This window comes from Bacillus sp. BK450 (assembly GCF_004364885.1).
Taxonomy (GTDB): domain Bacteria; phylum Bacillota; class Bacilli; order Bacillales; family Bacillaceae; genus Bacillus; species Bacillus safensis.
Map to the genome: position 1 here is coordinate 320114 of NZ_SOBQ01000003.1, position 17112 is coordinate 337225.

Genomic DNA, 17112 nt, shown 5'->3' on the forward strand with positions numbered 1-17112 from the left:
CCACTCGGCGGAGGATACACTATAGGGCGGCAGGTCCTTCTTCACCTGTCCGGATGTTGATTGTATTCGCTACCTCATATATAAAAATTTTCCCATCCCCTGGTTCGCCTGTACGAAGTACCTTTTGAGCTGTTTCTACGACCTGTTCGACAGGTACTTTGCTTAGGACGATTTCGATCTTTAATCGTTCGTACACGTTGCTTTCCTTTTTGACGCCGCGGTATAGCTCTGTATGTCCCTTTTGTAAGCCGCAGCCGTGTACATTTGAAAAGGTAATCGAGGTGACACCAATCTTTCCAAGCTCCACCTTTAATGTTTCAAAATTAGCTGGACGTGTGACAATCTCCACTTTATACATTTTGCTCATAGAGACACCCCTTTTCTTTAATCTTGATAAGCTTTTTCACCGTGCATGGTTAAATCAAGACCCACTGATTCTTCTTCTTCGGTTGCACGAATTTTGAAGAAGACATTGACCACTTTGATGATCACGTATGTCACAACGGCAACAAAAGCGTACGTAGCAACAATCGCGACCACTTGCTTCCAAAGTAAGCTAGGATCTCCGTAAAATAAGCCATTGGCTCCGCCGTCATTGACAGAAGTTGTGGCGAATAGTCCTGTTGCAATTCCTCCCCAAGTACCGCCAATTCCGTGAAGGCCAAATGCATCTAGTGCGTCATCATAGCCAAATTTGGCTTTGAGTGAAAAGACTCCCCAGAAACAGACGATCCCGCCAATGATTCCTATTATAATAGAAGCAAACGGTGTAACAAAGCCTGCGGCAGGTGTAATGGCGACAAGACCTGCGATGGCTCCAGAGATCGCGCCGAGCATGGTTGGTTTTTTGTTGATCATCCACTCTACTAACAGCCAGCCGATGATTCCTGCAGCAGCAGCTGTATTGGTGTTAATAAAGGCAAACATGGCCACGCTGTCTAATGTAAGAGCACTACCAACGTTAAAACCAAACCAGCCAAACCAGATGACAGCTCCACCAAGAAGGGTGTAGATCAAGTTATGCGGAGAAGAGCTTGCTGCTTCTTTACGCTTCCCGAGCACAATCGCCACGACAAGACCCGCAACACCGGATGAGATGTGAACCACGTTTCCGCCTGCGAAGTCAAGAGCACCCATCTCGCCAATCCAACCGCCGCCCCATACCCAGTGTGCGACTGGAGCATATACAAATGTGACCCAAAGGAGTGTAAATACAACGACTGCTGAGTAGCGGATCCGTTCAGCAAAGGCTCCTGAGATGATGGCTGTTGTTAAGACGGCAAAAGTCATTTGAAACATCATGAACAATGAATGTGGAATGGTCTCACTATAGGAACCAGGCTCAAAACCTACGCCTTTCAGGCCCACCCAGTCTAATCCTCCGATCCATGCATTGCCTGGTGCAAAAGCTAAGGAATAACCGAATACGATCCATACGATTGAAACGATCGCTAGTGACGTTAAGCTGTGCATGGTTGTGCTTAACACGTTTTTGCTCCTCACGAGTCCTCCGTAGAATAAAGCTAAACCCGGTGTCATTAACCACACGAGTAGTGCGCAGAAGAACATAAATACTGTATCACCCATTTGCATGCTGCATTCCCCCGAATCATTCAGAATTATTGTTTTCTTAATTCTTCATTATAGAGAGAAAAGTCATATATAACATATACATGTAAGTTTATCTGACATGGTTTTTTGGTTAAGTTCAATATAAATGGATGAAAAGTTCGTAAAAAATGAGCAAAAACGTAAGTTAAGCACTAAAAATGAAGGGCGTTTGACCTATAAAATGGAGCTGAGAAACAGTTTTGTACGTTCCTCCCTAGGAGAATCAAACAATTCCGAAGGGACGCCTTCTTCGACGATGCGGCCTTCGTGCATGTAGACGACACGATCGGCAACTTCTTTCGCAAAGCCCATTTCATGTGTGACAATGACCATGGTCATGCCTTCTTTTGCGAGGCTTTTCATCGTTTGCAGCACTTCGCCTACAAGCTCTGGATCAAGGGCAGACGTAGGTTCGTCAAATAACATGACATCAGGCTTCATGGCGAGAGATCTGGCTATGGCTACACGCTGTTTTTGGCCGCCTGATAGTTTAGAAGGATATACGTTGGCTTTATCCGCAAGTCCGACTTTTTCTAGCAAGGCGCTGGCTTCAGCGATGGCTTGCGCTTTCTTTGTTTTTTTCACCATAACAGGCGCTTCGATGATATTTTCAAGCACAGTTTTGTGCGGGAAAAGATTAAAATGCTGAAACACCATCCCTATTTTTTGTCTCATTTCGTTTAATTGATCGCGCTTTGGATGAACAGGGCTGCCATCAATGATAATATCTCCATCATTTTTTATTTCTAAAAAGTTCATACAGCGGAGCAGGGTGCTTTTTCCAGAACCGCTTGCGCCAATTAAGACGACCACATCATTTTCATAAACAGTGAGATCGATATCTTTTAAAACATGAAGCTCTCCAAAATATTTATTGAGTTTTTCAACACGAATGATTTCCTTTGATTCTGTCATGCTTCTCCTCCTATTGGTCACTGGCTGATAGTTTCTTCTCAAAGGTTTGGACAGCGAATGTTAACAGCAGGACAAGAACTAAGTAATAGACGGCGACAACAAGTAAATACGTCATATTATCAAAACTGTTGGAGCCTTGCGTGGTGGCGACGTTAAATAGTTCATTGACACTGATAAAGGCGGCGAGTGATGAATCTTTTAAGCCGATAATGAACTGGTTGCCAAGAGGGGGGAGGGCGCGCCGCATCGCTTGAGGGAGAATGATGCGTCTCATTGTTAAAAAACGACCCATCCCAAGAGATCGTCCTGCCTCTTTTTGCCCCTGATCGATGGATTGGATGGCACCTCTAAATATTTCCGCTATATAGGCCCCATTATGAAAGGCGAGCGCAATGGAAGCAGCCCAGAAGTCGGGTATATTCAATTCTGTGAGGCCGAAGTATAGGATGAAAATTTGAACAATCAGTGGTGTTCCGCGTACAAGAAAGATATACGCATTGGCGATATAACCGAAAACGGCTATGCGGGATATTTTCAATAAAGCAAAGAAAAGCCCGATGAACATACCGATGAAGATGCTGATCACCGTCAGCTGTAAGGTGATCAGCATTCCTTCTAAGAAAATACCTCTAGAATCAATCAGTGTCTGAAAAAAGTGTGATAGGGTAGGCAAAACAATCATCTCCATTTGAAGAAAGTGCGCCTATAAAAAAGGCGCACAATCGTGGTTTTAATCTTGTTTGACCGTGATGTCTTCATCAAAGTACTTTTCGCTAATTTGTTTTAATGTTCCGTCTTTTTTTAGTGCGTCAATCGCATCGTTGATCTCTTTTATGAGCTGTTCATTTTCTTTTGATACAGCAATTGCCTGCTCACTTTGTCCGAGTCTTTCCTGCGCTGTGATGTTCAATTTTTTCTTCATCGCTTCTGCACCTGTGGCGAAATCTGTTACGACTGCATCGTGTTTTCCTTTGGCCAGTGCTTCTAAGGCGACGACATCACTATCATAATATTTTGGTTCTTGCCCGCTATGTTCCTTAGCAATATCAGCGTAGGACGATCCTTTGGATACAGCAATTTCTTTGTCTTTTAAGTCATCAGCATGCTGAATGTCTGATCCGGGTCTTGTGAAAATTTGCGGACCAGAGTAGTAATAGGGCTTAGAAAAAAGGACGTGTTTTTTTCGTTCCTCATTGATGGTATGACTTGCAACCGCCGCATCAAATTTACCTGCTTTCACGCCTTCGACGATGCCTGCGAATTTATATTTTTTCTGTATAGGTTCGAGACCTAGTTTGTCACTAATCGCATTGCCTACGTCGATATCAAAGCCGGACATCTGATTTCCATCCATGTAACTAAACGGATGAAATTCACCTGATGCTGCAAAAATAAATTTTCCATCCTCCAAAATTGGCGACCCTTTCGCTGTAGAATTACGTTTATCTCCGTTCCCATTTGTTTCATTTGAACCACACGAAGACAGAAGTAATACTGCAACCGAGAAAAGGGCTGGGACCCAAAACCGTCTTTTTTTAATAATAAGCTTCTCCTCCTTTTCAGCCGTTCTCCATATAAGGAGAAAGTAGGCTTTTCAATATGTGTAGCATCTTACCATTTGTTCCTCATATTCTCAATTTTATATGTGTTATTCCAACAACCGTCCTTTTTAGAATGTATGTCTTGCTTTTCTAAGAGAGAACTTGAATTGATTAGGGTAAAAAAGGGAAATGAATCTCATAATAACGAAAGGGTTGCAAAAAGGAGGTCAGTGTATGAACAAGTGGAGAGACAATCGAAAAGTTTTTTTAACCGCTATTGCCTTTGGAACGATGTTGAATCCGCTGAATTCATCAATGATTTCTTTGGCCTTGCATCAAATTCAGCATGAATTCGGTTTGTCGTTTACGACCGTATCTTGGCTTATTTCTTCTTTTTATTTAGCCAGTGCAGTAACACAGCCAGTGAGCGGCCGGATTGGGGATCATGTGATGAGCCGGAGAACCTTATTTTTATTCGGTCTCGTTCTTGTCGCAGTCTCAGCCATTTGCGCGCCGTTTGCCCCAACGTTTGCGGTGCTGATTGTGATCCGTTTGTTACAGGCGATTGGAAGCAGTGCCATTTATCCTTCTGGGGTCGGACTCATTCGGGATCATATTCAAGAAAGACAGGCTTCGGCGTTAGCGGTATTATCCATTTTTGCTTCAGCGATGACGGCGCTTGGACCGACGCTTGGCGGATTTCTGATGACCATTGGCGGCTGGCCGGCTATCTTTTTAGTGAATCTGCCGTTTATTTTGATCAGTTTCTTTCTCGGTTTATTGTTGTTTCCGAAGGAGCAGAAAAAGAGAAAGCTGCGCATAGGCGAAACTGTGCGAACACTCGATTTGCCAGGGATGCTTCTTTTTACCGTCTGCATTGTTCTCCTCCTTTCATTTTTATTATCACTGGGTGATGGCATTCAATATGTTCAAGGCATTCTTTGTCTCCTGAGTGCAGGCGCTTTTATCTGGTGGGAGTATCAGGTGGATGAACCGTTTATTCAAATACGGATGTTCAGAGAAGAGCAGCGGCTGTCACTTGTGTATGTGCAATTTATCATTTTAAATATCTTTTTCTATTGTCTCTTTTTTGGTTTGCCGAGTTATTTTCAGGATGAGTTAGGCTGGCGTGTGGAGATGACGGGTCTTTTTATGCTGTGTATGTCAGGGGTGAGCATTATTGTGTCGCCGCTGACAGGAAAGTGGGTGGATCGCGGGGATGAACGCCATCCAGTTTTAGCGAGTGCTGTATTGATGCTGGCTGGAGCGTCTGCCATGACTTTCTTTTTTATTCCTGCGCCATTATGGGGAAAAGGATTGGTTCTGGCGCTGCTTGGGCTCAGTTATGGGATAGGGAATGTTGCGCTTCAAGCTGCGATGCTCAAGGCAAGTCCTCAGCAAATGATTGGCACGTCCTCTGGACTTTTTCAAACATGCCGCTACCTTGGTTCTATTCTGTCGTCTGCTGTGCTTGGTATGCTGTTTGGGGAAGAAATTGCTGGTGCTCATTTTGCGCAATTAGGCTGGACGTTGATCATCATTTCTCTTATTGGCATTGGCGTCAGTCTTTATTTTTCAAGTATGGTTAGAGGGAGACCGCCAATAAAAAAAGCGGCGCGATAAGTGAGAGAAGAATCTTCATCACGTTATCGCAAGGCCGCTTAAGAGTTGGACAGGTCTGAACCCTGATCCTTTGTCTTCCTTCTGAAAATTTTCCCTACAATTGTCTCGTAAAATGTCACGATACGATCAATAGGAGAGTCAAAGAACTTCCATAATTTATTCATGATAAAGACAACCACAATCGATACGACCAAGCTGCCTAAAACATCAAATGGATAATGATGACCGACCCAGATGCGGGAGAATCCTGTAAGTAATCCAAAGACGAGCAATATGTTGCCGAGCTTTTTATTACGGGATCGAATGGCTAGTGAAAGAGCCAATGCACCTGTTGTATGGTCACTTGGGAAGGAAGCGTCTGCTGAATGCGGGATGAGTGTGTCGACTTTATGCGCCACAAACGGCCGCTCTTCATAATGAAACAATGTAATGGCAAAGTTGACGATAAGTGCTGCAATGCCTGTTACACCGGAAAAGAAGACATGCTTCTTAAATTTGTGATTCCCTAAAAACCAGCAAATCAATAAGACAAGGGCGTACACAAGAATGGCCTTTTTCGTAATAAAGATCATGGCCTGATCTAAAAACTCAGAATGGTGAGCCATCCCGTGTATGACTTTAAACAATTCGTAATTCAAAACATCACCTATACTTTCGCTTAATGCCAACTATTTTTCAAAAAAGCCTGTATGCTCTATATGAAATATCCTATATTTTAGCATGTTTCCGGCGAAGTTTAAAATAGTATCCTTTTATTCTGAAAGGGAGACCTTTTGTGCATTTGCTTCCTGGGGTTTTCGTTCGCTCCAATAAAAGACGCCCATACTCAGCAAGACAACAATGCCTGCAATGAGGTACACATTTGAAAAGTCTGTGAAGCTGACAAGGAGTCCAAAGACAAATGAGCCGGCCGCAATGCCTGTATCATACAGAGTAAAGAAAGTAGCCGTCGCATACCCCGTACGGTGAGCTGGTGAGTGCTGAATCGCAAGTGTTTGTAAACATGGCACGAGCGAACCATAGCCAAGTCCAATCACAGCGCCTGATAGAAGAAGCATTGTGGCTGAATGTGTCGCTGTCAGCATCCATAAACCAATAGCAAAAAGGGCAATCGAAGGATAGATCACAACGTGAGCTCCAACTCGGTCAAAAAGTCTGCCTGTAAATGGACGTGATCCAAGCATTGCAGCCGCAAACACAATGAAGAAATAACTGCTTGCACCCATCAAATGGAGTGAATTGGCATATACTGAAATAAATGAAATAATCGGCGAATAACAGAAAGAAATAATAATACCGACGGCCGCTGTTTTTAATGCGCCTTTTTCAAACAGGTGAGAAAACGTGAATCGGAAGACGATGCTTCCGCCGTTTTCAGGCTCTGGCTGTCTAATTAGCATTGTAAAAGCGGCTCCGATCGTCACGATAATGGAAAAGAGAACAAATAAGGAATGAAATCCTATTTTTCCTACTTGGTTTAGTGCGATAAACGGACCGATGACAACAGCGAGGTTCATGGACATCACAAAGTATCCGAGTCCTTCCCCGCGTTTATGTTTAGGGATCATATCAGCCGCAATGGCACTGGCGACTGTCGTCAAAATACTAAAAAAGATTCCTTGTACGAAACGCAGCACAAGAAGCGTTTGGAATTGATCAATCGGAATGTATAAATAAGTGAGTAAGGCAAAGGCTGTAGAAGAGAAAATCGCCATCCGTTTTTTGCCGAATTTCTCAATAATGGCGCCAGAAAACGGTCTTGTCACAATAGCAGACAATAAGAAGACCGTCACAAGGAGACCGCCCTGTGATTCTGTTCCATTTAGTTCATCCATTGTGTAAATGGGCAGTAATGTCAAAAGGGCATAAAAAGAGGTGAACGTAAATAAATTCACCAGGACAATCATGATAAAATCTTTTGTCCATATGCGTTCGTTCATGATGTATGTCACTTCCTATTCAGTAGATAATTTGTGTAAAAGTGTATGGAGGAGTTGTTTTTCTTCGTAGGTAAAATCTGAAAGACATTCTTCTTCAAATTGTTCCATCGTGCGTTTGATTTCTTCAAATCGGGCTTTTGCATCATCTGTCATCACGATCAGATTCTCACGTTTGTCTTTGCCTTGTACACGTTTCACCCAGCCGTTTGCTTCTAAGCGGGTGACGGTTCTGGTGATGGTCGGTGCTTCGACGTTTAAATATGTCCAGATGTCTTTTTGGGTTTTTGGGCCGAATGTATCCAAACAAAAAAGCACAGTCCACTGGGACATGTACAAGTCATAAGCAGCAAGCGCTTCGTTCGCCTTTTTAGACAGCAGCCGTGCGCCTTGATGTATTTGATGTAAACACTCTCTATTTAACGTATCCATATGCTCACCTTTTTTAAATATTTAGCTAGGTAAATAAATTCACCTTTTCTATTTTACGTGCTGAACCCTTTCTTGTAAAGTGGAAATTTTCGCGCCCCGAAATGATTTTTTGTTTTGCCTTTTCTGATAAATCCCTTGTCCCATCTTCATTTTTAGCATATTCCCTATTCAATGCTAATACACTGTTACAAACCTGACAAAGAGAGTGTTTGAGGTGAGGGATCGTGTTTGGCATTTACTACCTAATGGATGAGAAATTACGACGAACAAGCGCCGCTGAAAATGGATAATCTTCATACGGATCTCATTTCACACTTCTCACATCCATTTTAGGGAGGTCGAGTGGTGTGCACGATTACATCAAAGAGCGAACAATCAAGATAGGAAAGTATATCGTGGAGACAAAGAAAACCGTTCGTGTTATTGCGAAAGAATTTGGAGTCTCTAAAAGTACTGTACACAAGGATCTAACAGAAAGACTGCCAGAAATTAATCCAGATCTGGCTAATGAAGTGAAGGAGATACTGGATTATCATAAATCAATCCGCCACTTGCGAGGAGGAGAAGCCACCAAGTTAAAGTATAAAAAAGAAGAAATTCTAGAAGGCGAACCTGTGAAACAGTAAGCTTAGTTCTTTGTTCATAAACATGATATATATATCTTCCTCATATCGGTAGTTTCTAACCACAAATTTTGTAAAGACTTTTGTAAAGAAATATCTTTTTTTCTGCAAATTATGATAGAATATATAATTAGGGCAGAATGTGGTATTTGCTATGGAAACAGATTTTCAAGGAGGATATATATAGATGTTTGCTAGGGATATTGGAATTGATCTTGGTACTGCAAATGTACTGATTCATGTCAAAGGAAAAGGAATTGTGTTAAATGAACCATCTGTGGTAGCTCTTGACAAAAACAGCGGGAAAGTTTTGGCTGTTGGAGAAGAGGCTAGACGTATGGTTGGACGTACGCCTGGGAATATTGTTGCGATTCGTCCATTAAAAGACGGCGTAATCGCTGATTTTGAAGTAACTGAAGCGATGCTCAAGCATTTTATTAACAAATTAAATGTGAAAGGGCTGTTCTCTAAGCCGCGTATGCTCATCTGCTGCCCGACAAATATTACATCTGTTGAGCAGAAGGCGATCAAAGAAGCTGCTGAAAAAAGCGGTGGTAAGCATGTATTTCTTGAAGAAGAGCCAAAAGTAGCAGCGATTGGTGCTGGTATGGATATTTTTCAGCCAAGTGGAAACATGGTCGTAGATATTGGAGGCGGAACGACAGATATCGCTGTCATCTCAATGGGTGACATTGTAACCGCCTCTTCTATTAAAATGGCTGGAGACAAATTTGATCTGGAAATTCTAAACTACATTAAAAAAGAGTACAAGCTGTTGATTGGTGAGCGCACGGCTGAGGATATTAAGATCCAAGTTGCAACGGTATTCCCAGACGCACGTCACGAAGAGATTTCGATTCGTGGACGAGACATGGTGACAGGATTACCAAGAACGATTACCGTCACAAGCAAAGAAGTAGAAGAAGCATTGCGTGAATCTGTATCTGCGATTGTTCAGGCTGCGAAACAAGTTCTTGAAAGAACACCGCCTGAATTATCAGCTGATATTATCGATCGCGGCGTCATCATTACAGGTGGCGGAGCTCTTCTAAACGGGCTTGATCAATTGCTTGCAGAAGAGCTGAAAGTACCAGTTTTCGTTGCTGAAAATCCAATGGACTGTGTAGCAGTTGGTACGGGCGTGATGCTTGATAATATGGACAAGCTGCCAAAGCGTAAACTCAGCTAATGATTTCCCTCATTCTTTTTAGAAAGAATGGGGGATTTTTATTAAAGAACCCTGCTAATCAGCCGATATATTTCATAGAAGATTGTGTTTAGGTCATGTGAAAGAATTTGAATGAGGTGAGCACGTGTTAAAAGGACTATACACCGCAACATCTGCCATGATCGCTCAAGAGCGGCGGACAGAAATGCTTTCAAATAATATCGCAAATGCGAATACCCCAGGATATAAAGCGGATGAAGGGGCAATGCGTGCATTTCCAGAAATGCTGCTGAGCCGAATGGAATCAGGACGTTTCCAAACATCCTCAGGCAAAGGCTTTAGTGTTCCACTGCAATCGCCGATTGGTGGAATCAATACTGGGACATATATGCAGGAATTAATCCCTCAATTTACACAGGGAACTTTAAAAACAACAGATCAAACAACAGATGTAGCACTAGTTGAAAATAATGTGCCGATCAATCCGGAGACCAATCAGAAATCAGCGCTATTTTATGCGGTCAACACACCAGAAGGCGTTCGTTATACGAAAAGCAGCTCCATTACATTGAACGCACAAAATCAGCTGACGATTAATGGACGCGCTCTTCTTTCCGTGACGGGTCAGCCGATTACGGTTCAGAGTGAGAACTTCAAAGTGAATGCAGATGGTACTGTGTCTGAAAATGGCCAAAATCTTGGTCAAATCGATGTACGTGTTGCGATGGATACAAGAAACCTAGCGCGTGAAGGAAATGATTTATACCGTACAGTTGATAACCAGCCCCTGCCAAGTGCAGTCAATAACGGTCAAATGTCCTACACGTTAAGCCAAGGCGTATCGGAGCTGTCGAACGTGGATGTGACGAAATCATATACAGATATGACAACGGCTTACCGAGCATTTGAAACAAACCAAAAAGTGGTTCAGGCGTATGATAAAAGCTTAGAAAAAGCAGTGAATGAAATTGGCAGAGTGTACTAATCAAGAAATGAAAAAGAAAGGAGGAAAATTATGCTTAGAACGATGATAAATGCAGCTGTATCGATGAATGAAGTGCAAAAGCAGCTTGACATCATCAGCAACAACATCGCGAACAGTGAAACAACAGGATACCGCGCGAAAAACACCCGTTTCTCAGAGCTGATCAGACAACAGTTTAATCAGGTAGATGAAAAAAATGAGCAGGTGGCAAACAGTCGTCTGACACCTGCTGGGTTAAGGCTTGGAACGGGTACAATGGTCAATGCGTCCATTAACTCGCTGCAAGGCTCTATTAAAGAAACAGGACGTGATCTTGATGTTGCCTTCGGAGCGCCGTCGCAGTATTTGCAGGTCAACGCCGGCGGTAATATCCGTTATACAAGAGATGGCTCACTTTACTTACAGCCGGGCAATAACCGTAACCAAGTGCAGCTTGTCACGAGCGAAGGCTATCCGATTCTTGATGAAAACGGAAATGCAATCGTCTTAAATGCGAATTTCCGTGATATTTCAATTGATAAAAATGGACGGCTTACGGCGATTTCAAGAGATAATCAACCGAATCAGCAAGTGAATCTAGGCGTTGTACAAGTCAATAATTCGTCAGCACTTGTCTCTGAAGGAGATAATTTGTTCTCGGTCGACGGAACCTATCAAGGTGCATTAACAGCATTAAATGGAGCAAACCGAGAGGCGATTCAGCTTCAGCAAGGTGCACTGGAAACGTCAAATGTGGATATGTCGAAAGAATTAACAGACCTCATGACAACACAGCGTTCCTATCAGATGAATTCAAGAACGATTACGATGGGCGATCAAATGCTGGGATTAATTAATACAATTCGATAATCAGCAGGCTGGTATCAGCCTCTCATGATAAAAAAGGCGGCTCGCTCAAAGTCGCCCTTTTTTTTATAAAAATCTGAGACATCAGCAAGCAGATCCTCAAGATCAATCCAGGCTTCTTTTCGTTCAAGACATGTGACGAGCGTGGCGATCTGCTCATCTGCCTTTGGCGTTTGGCTGTAGAGAAGAGATAAGATTTGAAACTTCATTCTTAATATATCAAACTGGGAAGCAACGGCTTCTTTCAGTCCTTTTTGAAGATATTTCATCCCTTCATCGGTTAAATTTTCTTTAAAACAGGAACGCACAGTTTCGTATAGGCACGATACATAGGAGTGTGCTGACTTTCGGTATGCTGGAAGACGAAGTGCTTTTTTGAAGTATTCTAGCGCTTCCTTATGACGGTTTTGTCTTGACTGAATAAAGCCAGCATCATAGTAAACGATACCGAGCAGCTCTTGATCATCAATCTTTTTCACATAATCAATAATTTCAATGAAAATATCTTCCGCTTCCTCATATTTCTTTTGGTCGCTATAGTTAAGAGCGAGCACAATTTTACACCGATAGATGCTATGGATATCTCCGTGCTTTGCAAAAATATCCATGGCTTTTTGAATATGACGAATCGATAACAACGAGTAACGGTTGTTATAATAAACACCGCTTGTACGGAAATGGAACTCTGCTTCCTCCAGCTCATCGTCAAGTAATGGCAGTCGTTCCTCTGCCTTTTCGAGATAATGAATCGCATCATTTTGATCACTTTTTAAAGATTCATATAATCCGAGAAAGAAATAAAAATAATATTGCAGTTCTTCGTTCATATCATCTTTGTGGGGCAGCAGTTCATGTTTGAGTTTTTCTAAGTCCTCTGTCTGATTCATCCAGAGCTGATGACGGAAAAGCATCAGCTGATAATGGAAATAGAGCTCCTGTTTTTTTGATAATTTGCGTTTATATTTTAGCAGTGTTTTTTTGATTTCTTCAGCCTTCGAAAAATGTCGATGCTTTAGCATTGTATACCAGGAATGGAGAAGTTTTTTTATGGATTTATCGCTCATAAAATTCATTTTTACCCTCTTATTCAATCAATGTTGTAATATATATTACCATATTTGTGAAAAAACAATGAGTGTAGTGTGGATTATATTTGATGACAATTGGTAATAGTAGATTCTATTTTTTACCATATGCATAAGGCGAATATTGAAAAATGCCAGCATTCATAATATACTTCTATAGGAATCAAATGAAGATCAGCGATATAGAAAAGAAGGAGAGATCAAGATATGCTTGATGCTCAGCAAATTCAAGACATTATTCCACACCGTTATCCATTCTTATTGGTCGACCGTATTCTAGAGGTTGAGGGAGAAAAAAGAGCGGTTGGAATTAAAAATGTCACAGTGAATGAAGAATTTTTTAACGGCCATTTCCCTGGTTACCCAGTCATGCCTGGTGTGCTTATAGTAGAAGCACTCGCACAGGTTTTTGGTGTGATTATGTTAGGCAAGGAAGAAAACAAAGGAAAGATTGGTTTGTTTGCAGGGATTGACGGATGCCGCTTCAAAAGACAGGTCAAGCCTGGTGACCAGCTTCGTTTAGAGGTTGAAGTGACGCGCCTCCGCGGGCCGGTTGCAAAAGGAAAAGCAGTAGCGACAGTAGATGGCGAAGTTGCATGTGAAGCAGAACTGACATTTTCTATCGGTCCTAAAGTATCATGATTTTCCTGGCGGTTCATTAAGCATGAATCGCTTTTTTATTTAGAAACGTTCAGTTAGAGCGGATAAGGACTTGCAATTTTGACAAAAAAACGTCATATTAGACAAAAAAAGATGAAGGTGATAAAGGATGCTGAAAGAATTTAGAGAGTTTGCCGTCAAGGGCAATGTCATTGACTTGGCTGTAGGTGTCATCATTGGGGGAGCATTTGGCAAAATTGTCACTTCTCTTGTGAATGATTTAATCATGCCGCTTGTCGGTATTATTATTGGAGGGCATGATTTTAGCGGTCTATCCATTAAAATCGGAGCGGCTCAAATTTTATATGGGAACTTTATTCAAACAGTGGTTGATTTCTTAATTATCTCGTTTTCCATTTTTATCTTTATTCGTTATTTGAATAAGTTAAAACGGAAAAAGGTTGAGGAAGAAGAGGTTGTGGAAACGCCGGATCAAACGGAAGTTCTGCTAACTGAAATTAGAGATTTATTGAAAAATCAAGGCCAGTCTAAAGATGTGCAATAGAAAAAGAGCGGCTGATCCCGCTCTTTTTTATGTGTTTTGTTTAAAAGCATCCAGTAGTTTTTCTCCTGACAGCCCCTCTTTGACGAGGTCTTTTAATACTTCTTCAGTTTCTGTTCTGTAACGATTTGTAATCATTTTACCATCGAGTAACACAGAAATGTTTTCTTCTAAGGCAACGATGTTTTTGACTTGGACAGATAGATGAACAGGGCGGTTGTTTTCTTTAGTAATCGTTACAAGAATCTTCACTTCTGTGTGCTGCTGAAAGAGTACCTCAAACACCTGTCTATGTTTCTTTGGAATGAGTGCTTCAATCATCCAGTGATTTTCACCGTCTTCTTTATTAATGATTAAACCGTCACGAAGGGGAATACTGGACATTTTATCTTGCTGTGGATCAAGTTCAATTTTTAAATCAATTAGCCTAAAGGTTTTCATATTTATCACCTCACAAGCGTTCATTATTCGTAAGTATTATTATAGCATACAACATCTGTATAAATGAAACCGCTGCCTGCTTAGAACTAGCTGCACTTGAGTGAAAGGAGATGTTTTATGGAGTCCTATCAATTGAGAAACATTCATATTGGCGACGACAAGGCAAAGAGTGATATACGTGTTTATTCGTGGGGAGACATTCTTTCATTTTGTGATGTGTATATGGAAGAAGGAGAGTCACTCACGTTTCAATATGTCACCGAGGATCAAATGGACTGTTTTGAGTTTCAGCTGTCGGTTCATGATGGCCGGCTTTGTTTTTATTGGTTTGCGTGGGACGGATCTGATTATATTCACATGCCTTCTAGTAATTGGATTCATTCAGATATTTTTTATCAATTTATGAAAAATAAGTATTTCATCAAACAAAACAAGATGATGTTTTATACGCAAGCGGTAAAAAACAGAAATTAATGAGGATATAGAGAATTTGAAGGCCTATTTTGCTATTTTCCTGTTTTGTCACATACGGCCTTTCTCCGTAGACTAGGGGTAGCTGAAAGGAAAGGAGGCAAGTCCCGAATCAAAAGGTAACGTCTATCATCTGACAGCCCCCCTCTAGCTAAAGCTGATAGATGCTGCCTTGTTCATATGTACACTGCGTAATAGAACCAATGCTTCTTTGTATAGGTCATGTGTCCCCTTGTGAATCCCCTTTGTGTGTATCCGGTCATATTTGCGTGGCCGGATACCCTTTTATTCACTGTTTAACCGATCAGCTCTTGCAAATAGTGGATACTCATTTCATAATGATGATGGATTTTGTTAACGGTATGTCGGTTGAAAATAAAGACAAAAAGGAGAGAACGATGACAAACATTCAATTAATCGCAACGGATTTAGATGGAACTTTATTGAACAGTGAACACAAAGTGAGTCAGGAAAACGAGCAGGCATTAAAGGAAGCAGCTGCGAATGGAATTGAGGTTGTCGTGTCAACAGGGAGAGCGTATTTTGATGTGAGGTCTATTTTTGACCAGCTTGGTATGAATACATGGGTGATTAGTGCCAATGGAGCTGTGATTCATGATCCAACTGGACAAGTGTACCATTCAGCTGCTTTACAAGAAGAAAAGGCTAAACACATATTGTCATGGCTTGAAGAACGTGATTATTATTATGAAGTCTTTACAAACGAAGCCATTTTCACACCAAATCGCGGCAGAGAGCTCCTTGTGATTGAAATGGACCGCTTAAAAAGTGCAAATCCAGAAACGGATCAGAATGTCTTAAAGCAAGCGGCAGAAGTTCAATACAGCCAGTCGGGTTTTTCTTATATTGATACATATAAAGAATTGTTTCGTGAGGATCGAAAGCTTTCATTTTACAACATCTTAGGTTTTTCTTTCTTTCAAGACAGATTGAAAGCCGGATGGGATGAGTTTGGTGATGATTCAGATTTAACATTGGTCAGTTCGGCTGATCATAACTTTGAAATTGGTTCAAAGGACGCGTCTAAAGGACAGGCTTTAACAAGGCTGGCAGAAAGACTAGGTATTCCTTTAAGTAGGGCAGCGGCTGTAGGAGACAGTTTAAACGATGAATCGATGCTTCAAGCAGCTGGTGTTGGGGTTGCAATGGGGAATGCGAGACAGGATATAAAAGAAATCGCTGATCACGTGACGTTATCAAATGATGAACACGGAGTCGCGCATATGATCCGGCACCTTTTGAAATAGATGAATCAGATGTCGTGGTATAAATCACATAGGATGAAGCGCATTCTACAAAAGAGGAATTCAGAACCACTTCTATTTACACATGATGTGGAACATCATATAATTTAATTATGAATATAACCCGCTTGTAAGGAAAATAAGGAGACTAAACGAATGGCGCTGGAATCTTATAAGTCCGAAAATCTGCATTTAATCAAGGAAGCCTTGGACTATACTCAGGTTGGCCTGACGGTGACGGACCCGTCTTTACCTGATAATCCTTTAATATATGTGAATAAGGGCTTTTTAGATATGACAGGCTATCAAGAACCCGAAGTATTGGGGAGGAATTGTCGTTTCCTTCAGGGAGATGAAACTGAACAAATCGCTCTCAAGCAAATTAGAACAGCCATTGAGAACAAAGAGGCTGTCACGGTTCAGCTGAAAAATTATAAAAAATCTGGACAAATGTTTTGGAACGAGTTAAGTGTCGCTCCTCTTTGGATTGATGAAAATGAAGGGAAACGTCTTTATTTCGTTGGTCTGCAAAAGGATGTCACGAAAGAGAAGGAACAGCAGGAGCTTCTTGAGCAATCAATTGATGAAGTGCTGAATATTTCTGTTCCCATCGTTCCGGTGAAAGATGGTATCTCTGTGTTACCGATCATTGGTACGTTAACAGCGCCTAGATTTGATAAGATCATTTCAACGGTCTCCACCTATATCTCTCAATCCAAGGATGATTATTTTATTGTCGATCTGTCCGGATTATTAGAAGTGGATTCATTTGTGGCAGATGCGATCTTTAAGCTGAACGATTTGATTTTAATGACAGGTACTGAACTCATTGTGACAGGAATTAAACCGAATCTTGCAATGAAAATGGGAGAAATGAGAGAGGACTTCCGTGAATTAAATACGTTTATGAATGTGAAATCTGCATTGAAAAAACTGAACATTTAGCGTACGTTATATGAAATGAAAAAGAGGACTTTTCTCCAGATTAATGAAAAGTCCTCTTTTTG

General features: G+C 41.4%; 20 protein-coding genes. 10 read left to right on the plus strand and 10 right to left on the minus strand.

Features of this window, described 5'->3' with window-relative positions; all coding sequences use genetic code 11:
• Positions 1–19 precede the first annotated feature (19 nt).
• From EV579_RS11575 to EV579_RS11595, 5 genes are all read right to left on the minus strand, one after another.
• Positions 20–367 (minus strand): P-II family nitrogen regulator, encoded by a 348-nt coding sequence (locus EV579_RS11575; RefSeq protein WP_024423704.1) that lies wholly within the window; start codon positions 365–367, stop codon positions 20–22.
• A 17-nt stretch (positions 368–384) separates the two neighbouring features.
• A complete protein-coding gene (locus tag EV579_RS11580; protein ID WP_024426325.1) occupies positions 385–1593 on the minus strand; it encodes an ammonium transporter in 1209 nt (402 codons plus the stop codon).
• Between the two features lie 192 nt (positions 1594–1785).
• Complete coding sequence (locus EV579_RS11585; RefSeq protein ID WP_034622553.1) at positions 1786–2526, minus strand: amino acid ABC transporter ATP-binding protein; 741 nt, start codon at positions 2524–2526, stop codon at positions 1786–1788.
• Positions 2527–2536: 10 nt separating this feature from the next.
• Positions 2537–3214 carry an amino acid ABC transporter permease gene (locus EV579_RS11590; RefSeq protein ID WP_080652918.1) on the minus strand — a complete coding sequence of 226 codons (678 nt, stop codon included), beginning with the start codon at positions 3212–3214 and terminating at the stop codon, positions 2537–2539.
• Positions 3215–3256: 42 nt separating this feature from the next.
• Positions 3257–4102 (minus strand): transporter substrate-binding domain-containing protein, encoded by an 846-nt coding sequence (locus tag EV579_RS11595; RefSeq protein WP_243837421.1) that lies wholly within the window; start codon positions 4100–4102, stop codon positions 3257–3259.
• A 199-nt stretch (positions 4103–4301) separates the two neighbouring features.
• Here EV579_RS11595 and EV579_RS11600 point away from each other — a divergent pair, with 199 nt between their 5' ends.
• The gene (locus tag EV579_RS11600) at positions 4302–5690 is read left to right on the plus strand and encodes an MFS transporter (protein WP_044333371.1); all 1389 of its coding nucleotides are present in this window, start codon (positions 4302–4304) and stop codon (positions 5688–5690) included.
• Between the two features lie 38 nt (positions 5691–5728).
• On the opposite strand, the gene EV579_RS11605 is transcribed toward EV579_RS11600, so the two are convergent.
• From EV579_RS11605 to EV579_RS11615, 3 genes are all read right to left on the minus strand, one after another.
• On the minus strand, positions 5729–6328 hold the full coding sequence (locus tag EV579_RS11605; RefSeq protein ID WP_024423699.1) for an undecaprenyl-diphosphatase: 600 nt from the start codon (positions 6326–6328) through the stop codon (positions 5729–5731).
• 114 nt (positions 6329–6442) lie between these two features.
• Complete coding sequence (locus EV579_RS11610) at positions 6443–7630, minus strand: MFS transporter (RefSeq protein ID WP_122631644.1); 1188 nt, start codon at positions 7628–7630, stop codon at positions 6443–6445.
• Positions 7631–7645: 15 nt separating this feature from the next.
• Entirely contained in the window at positions 7646–8059 is a 414-nt protein-coding gene (locus EV579_RS11615; RefSeq protein WP_024423697.1) for a MarR family winged helix-turn-helix transcriptional regulator, read from the minus strand.
• 347 nt (positions 8060–8406) lie between these two features.
• Here EV579_RS11615 and spoIIID point away from each other — a divergent pair, with 347 nt between their 5' ends.
• The 4 genes from spoIIID (at position 8407) to EV579_RS11635 (ending at position 11684) form a co-directional block, all read left to right on the plus strand.
• Positions 8407–8685 (plus strand): sporulation transcriptional regulator SpoIIID, encoded by a 279-nt coding sequence (gene spoIIID, locus EV579_RS11620; RefSeq protein ID WP_008343327.1) that lies wholly within the window; start codon positions 8407–8409, stop codon positions 8683–8685.
• Positions 8686–8869: 184 nt separating this feature from the next.
• Positions 8870–9871: a cell shape-determining protein Mbl gene (gene mbl / locus EV579_RS11625; RefSeq protein WP_007497573.1), complete on the plus strand. Its 1002-nt coding sequence runs from the start codon at positions 8870–8872 to the stop codon at positions 9869–9871.
• A 124-nt stretch (positions 9872–9995) separates the two neighbouring features.
• Positions 9996–10835 carry a flagellar hook-basal body protein gene (locus EV579_RS11630; protein WP_103131713.1) on the plus strand — a complete coding sequence of 280 codons (840 nt, stop codon included), beginning with the start codon at positions 9996–9998 and terminating at the stop codon, positions 10833–10835.
• Between the two features lie 30 nt (positions 10836–10865).
• Positions 10866–11684, plus strand: a complete 819-nt coding sequence (locus tag EV579_RS11635) for a flagellar hook-basal body protein (RefSeq protein ID WP_034281197.1) — start codon at positions 10866–10868, stop codon at positions 11682–11684.
• 14 nt (positions 11685–11698) lie between these two features.
• Here the strand turns inward: EV579_RS11635 and EV579_RS11640 are convergent, their stop codons facing one another.
• Positions 11699–12754 (minus strand): tetratricopeptide repeat protein, encoded by a 1056-nt coding sequence (locus EV579_RS11640; RefSeq protein WP_133744476.1) that lies wholly within the window; start codon positions 12752–12754, stop codon positions 11699–11701.
• A gap of 219 nt (positions 12755–12973) precedes the next feature.
• Here EV579_RS11640 and fabZ point away from each other — a divergent pair, with 219 nt between their 5' ends.
• Together fabZ and mscL are read left to right on the plus strand one after the other, a co-directional pair.
• A complete protein-coding gene (fabZ, locus tag EV579_RS11645; RefSeq protein WP_012011512.1) occupies positions 12974–13408 on the plus strand; it encodes a 3-hydroxyacyl-ACP dehydratase FabZ in 435 nt (144 codons plus the stop codon).
• A gap of 127 nt (positions 13409–13535) precedes the next feature.
• Positions 13536–13931 carry a large conductance mechanosensitive channel protein MscL gene (gene mscL / locus EV579_RS11650; protein ID WP_073207695.1) on the plus strand — a complete coding sequence of 132 codons (396 nt, stop codon included), beginning with the start codon at positions 13536–13538 and terminating at the stop codon, positions 13929–13931.
• Between the two features lie 27 nt (positions 13932–13958).
• Here mscL and EV579_RS11655 read toward each other — a convergent pair whose 3' ends face one another.
• On the minus strand, positions 13959–14369 hold the full coding sequence (locus tag EV579_RS11655; RefSeq protein ID WP_024423692.1) for a YwpF-like family protein: 411 nt from the start codon (positions 14367–14369) through the stop codon (positions 13959–13961).
• Positions 14370–14486: 117 nt separating this feature from the next.
• On the opposite strand from EV579_RS11655, the gene EV579_RS11660 reads away from it, so the two are divergent.
• The 3 genes from EV579_RS11660 to ytvA all read left to right on the plus strand — a co-directional run bounded on the left by EV579_RS11660 (position 14487) and on the right by ytvA (position 17050).
• Positions 14487–14843 carry a hypothetical protein gene (locus EV579_RS11660; protein WP_034281192.1) on the plus strand — a complete coding sequence of 119 codons (357 nt, stop codon included), beginning with the start codon at positions 14487–14489 and terminating at the stop codon, positions 14841–14843.
• Between the two features lie 404 nt (positions 14844–15247).
• Entirely contained in the window at positions 15248–16108 is an 861-nt protein-coding gene (locus tag EV579_RS11665; protein ID WP_208300740.1) for a Cof-type HAD-IIB family hydrolase, read from the plus strand.
• A gap of 153 nt (positions 16109–16261) precedes the next feature.
• Positions 16262–17050 carry a YtvA family blue-light photoreceptor gene (ytvA, locus tag EV579_RS11670; RefSeq protein WP_133744478.1) on the plus strand — a complete coding sequence of 263 codons (789 nt, stop codon included), beginning with the start codon at positions 16262–16264 and terminating at the stop codon, positions 17048–17050.
• Positions 17051–17112: the final 62 nt, after the last annotated feature.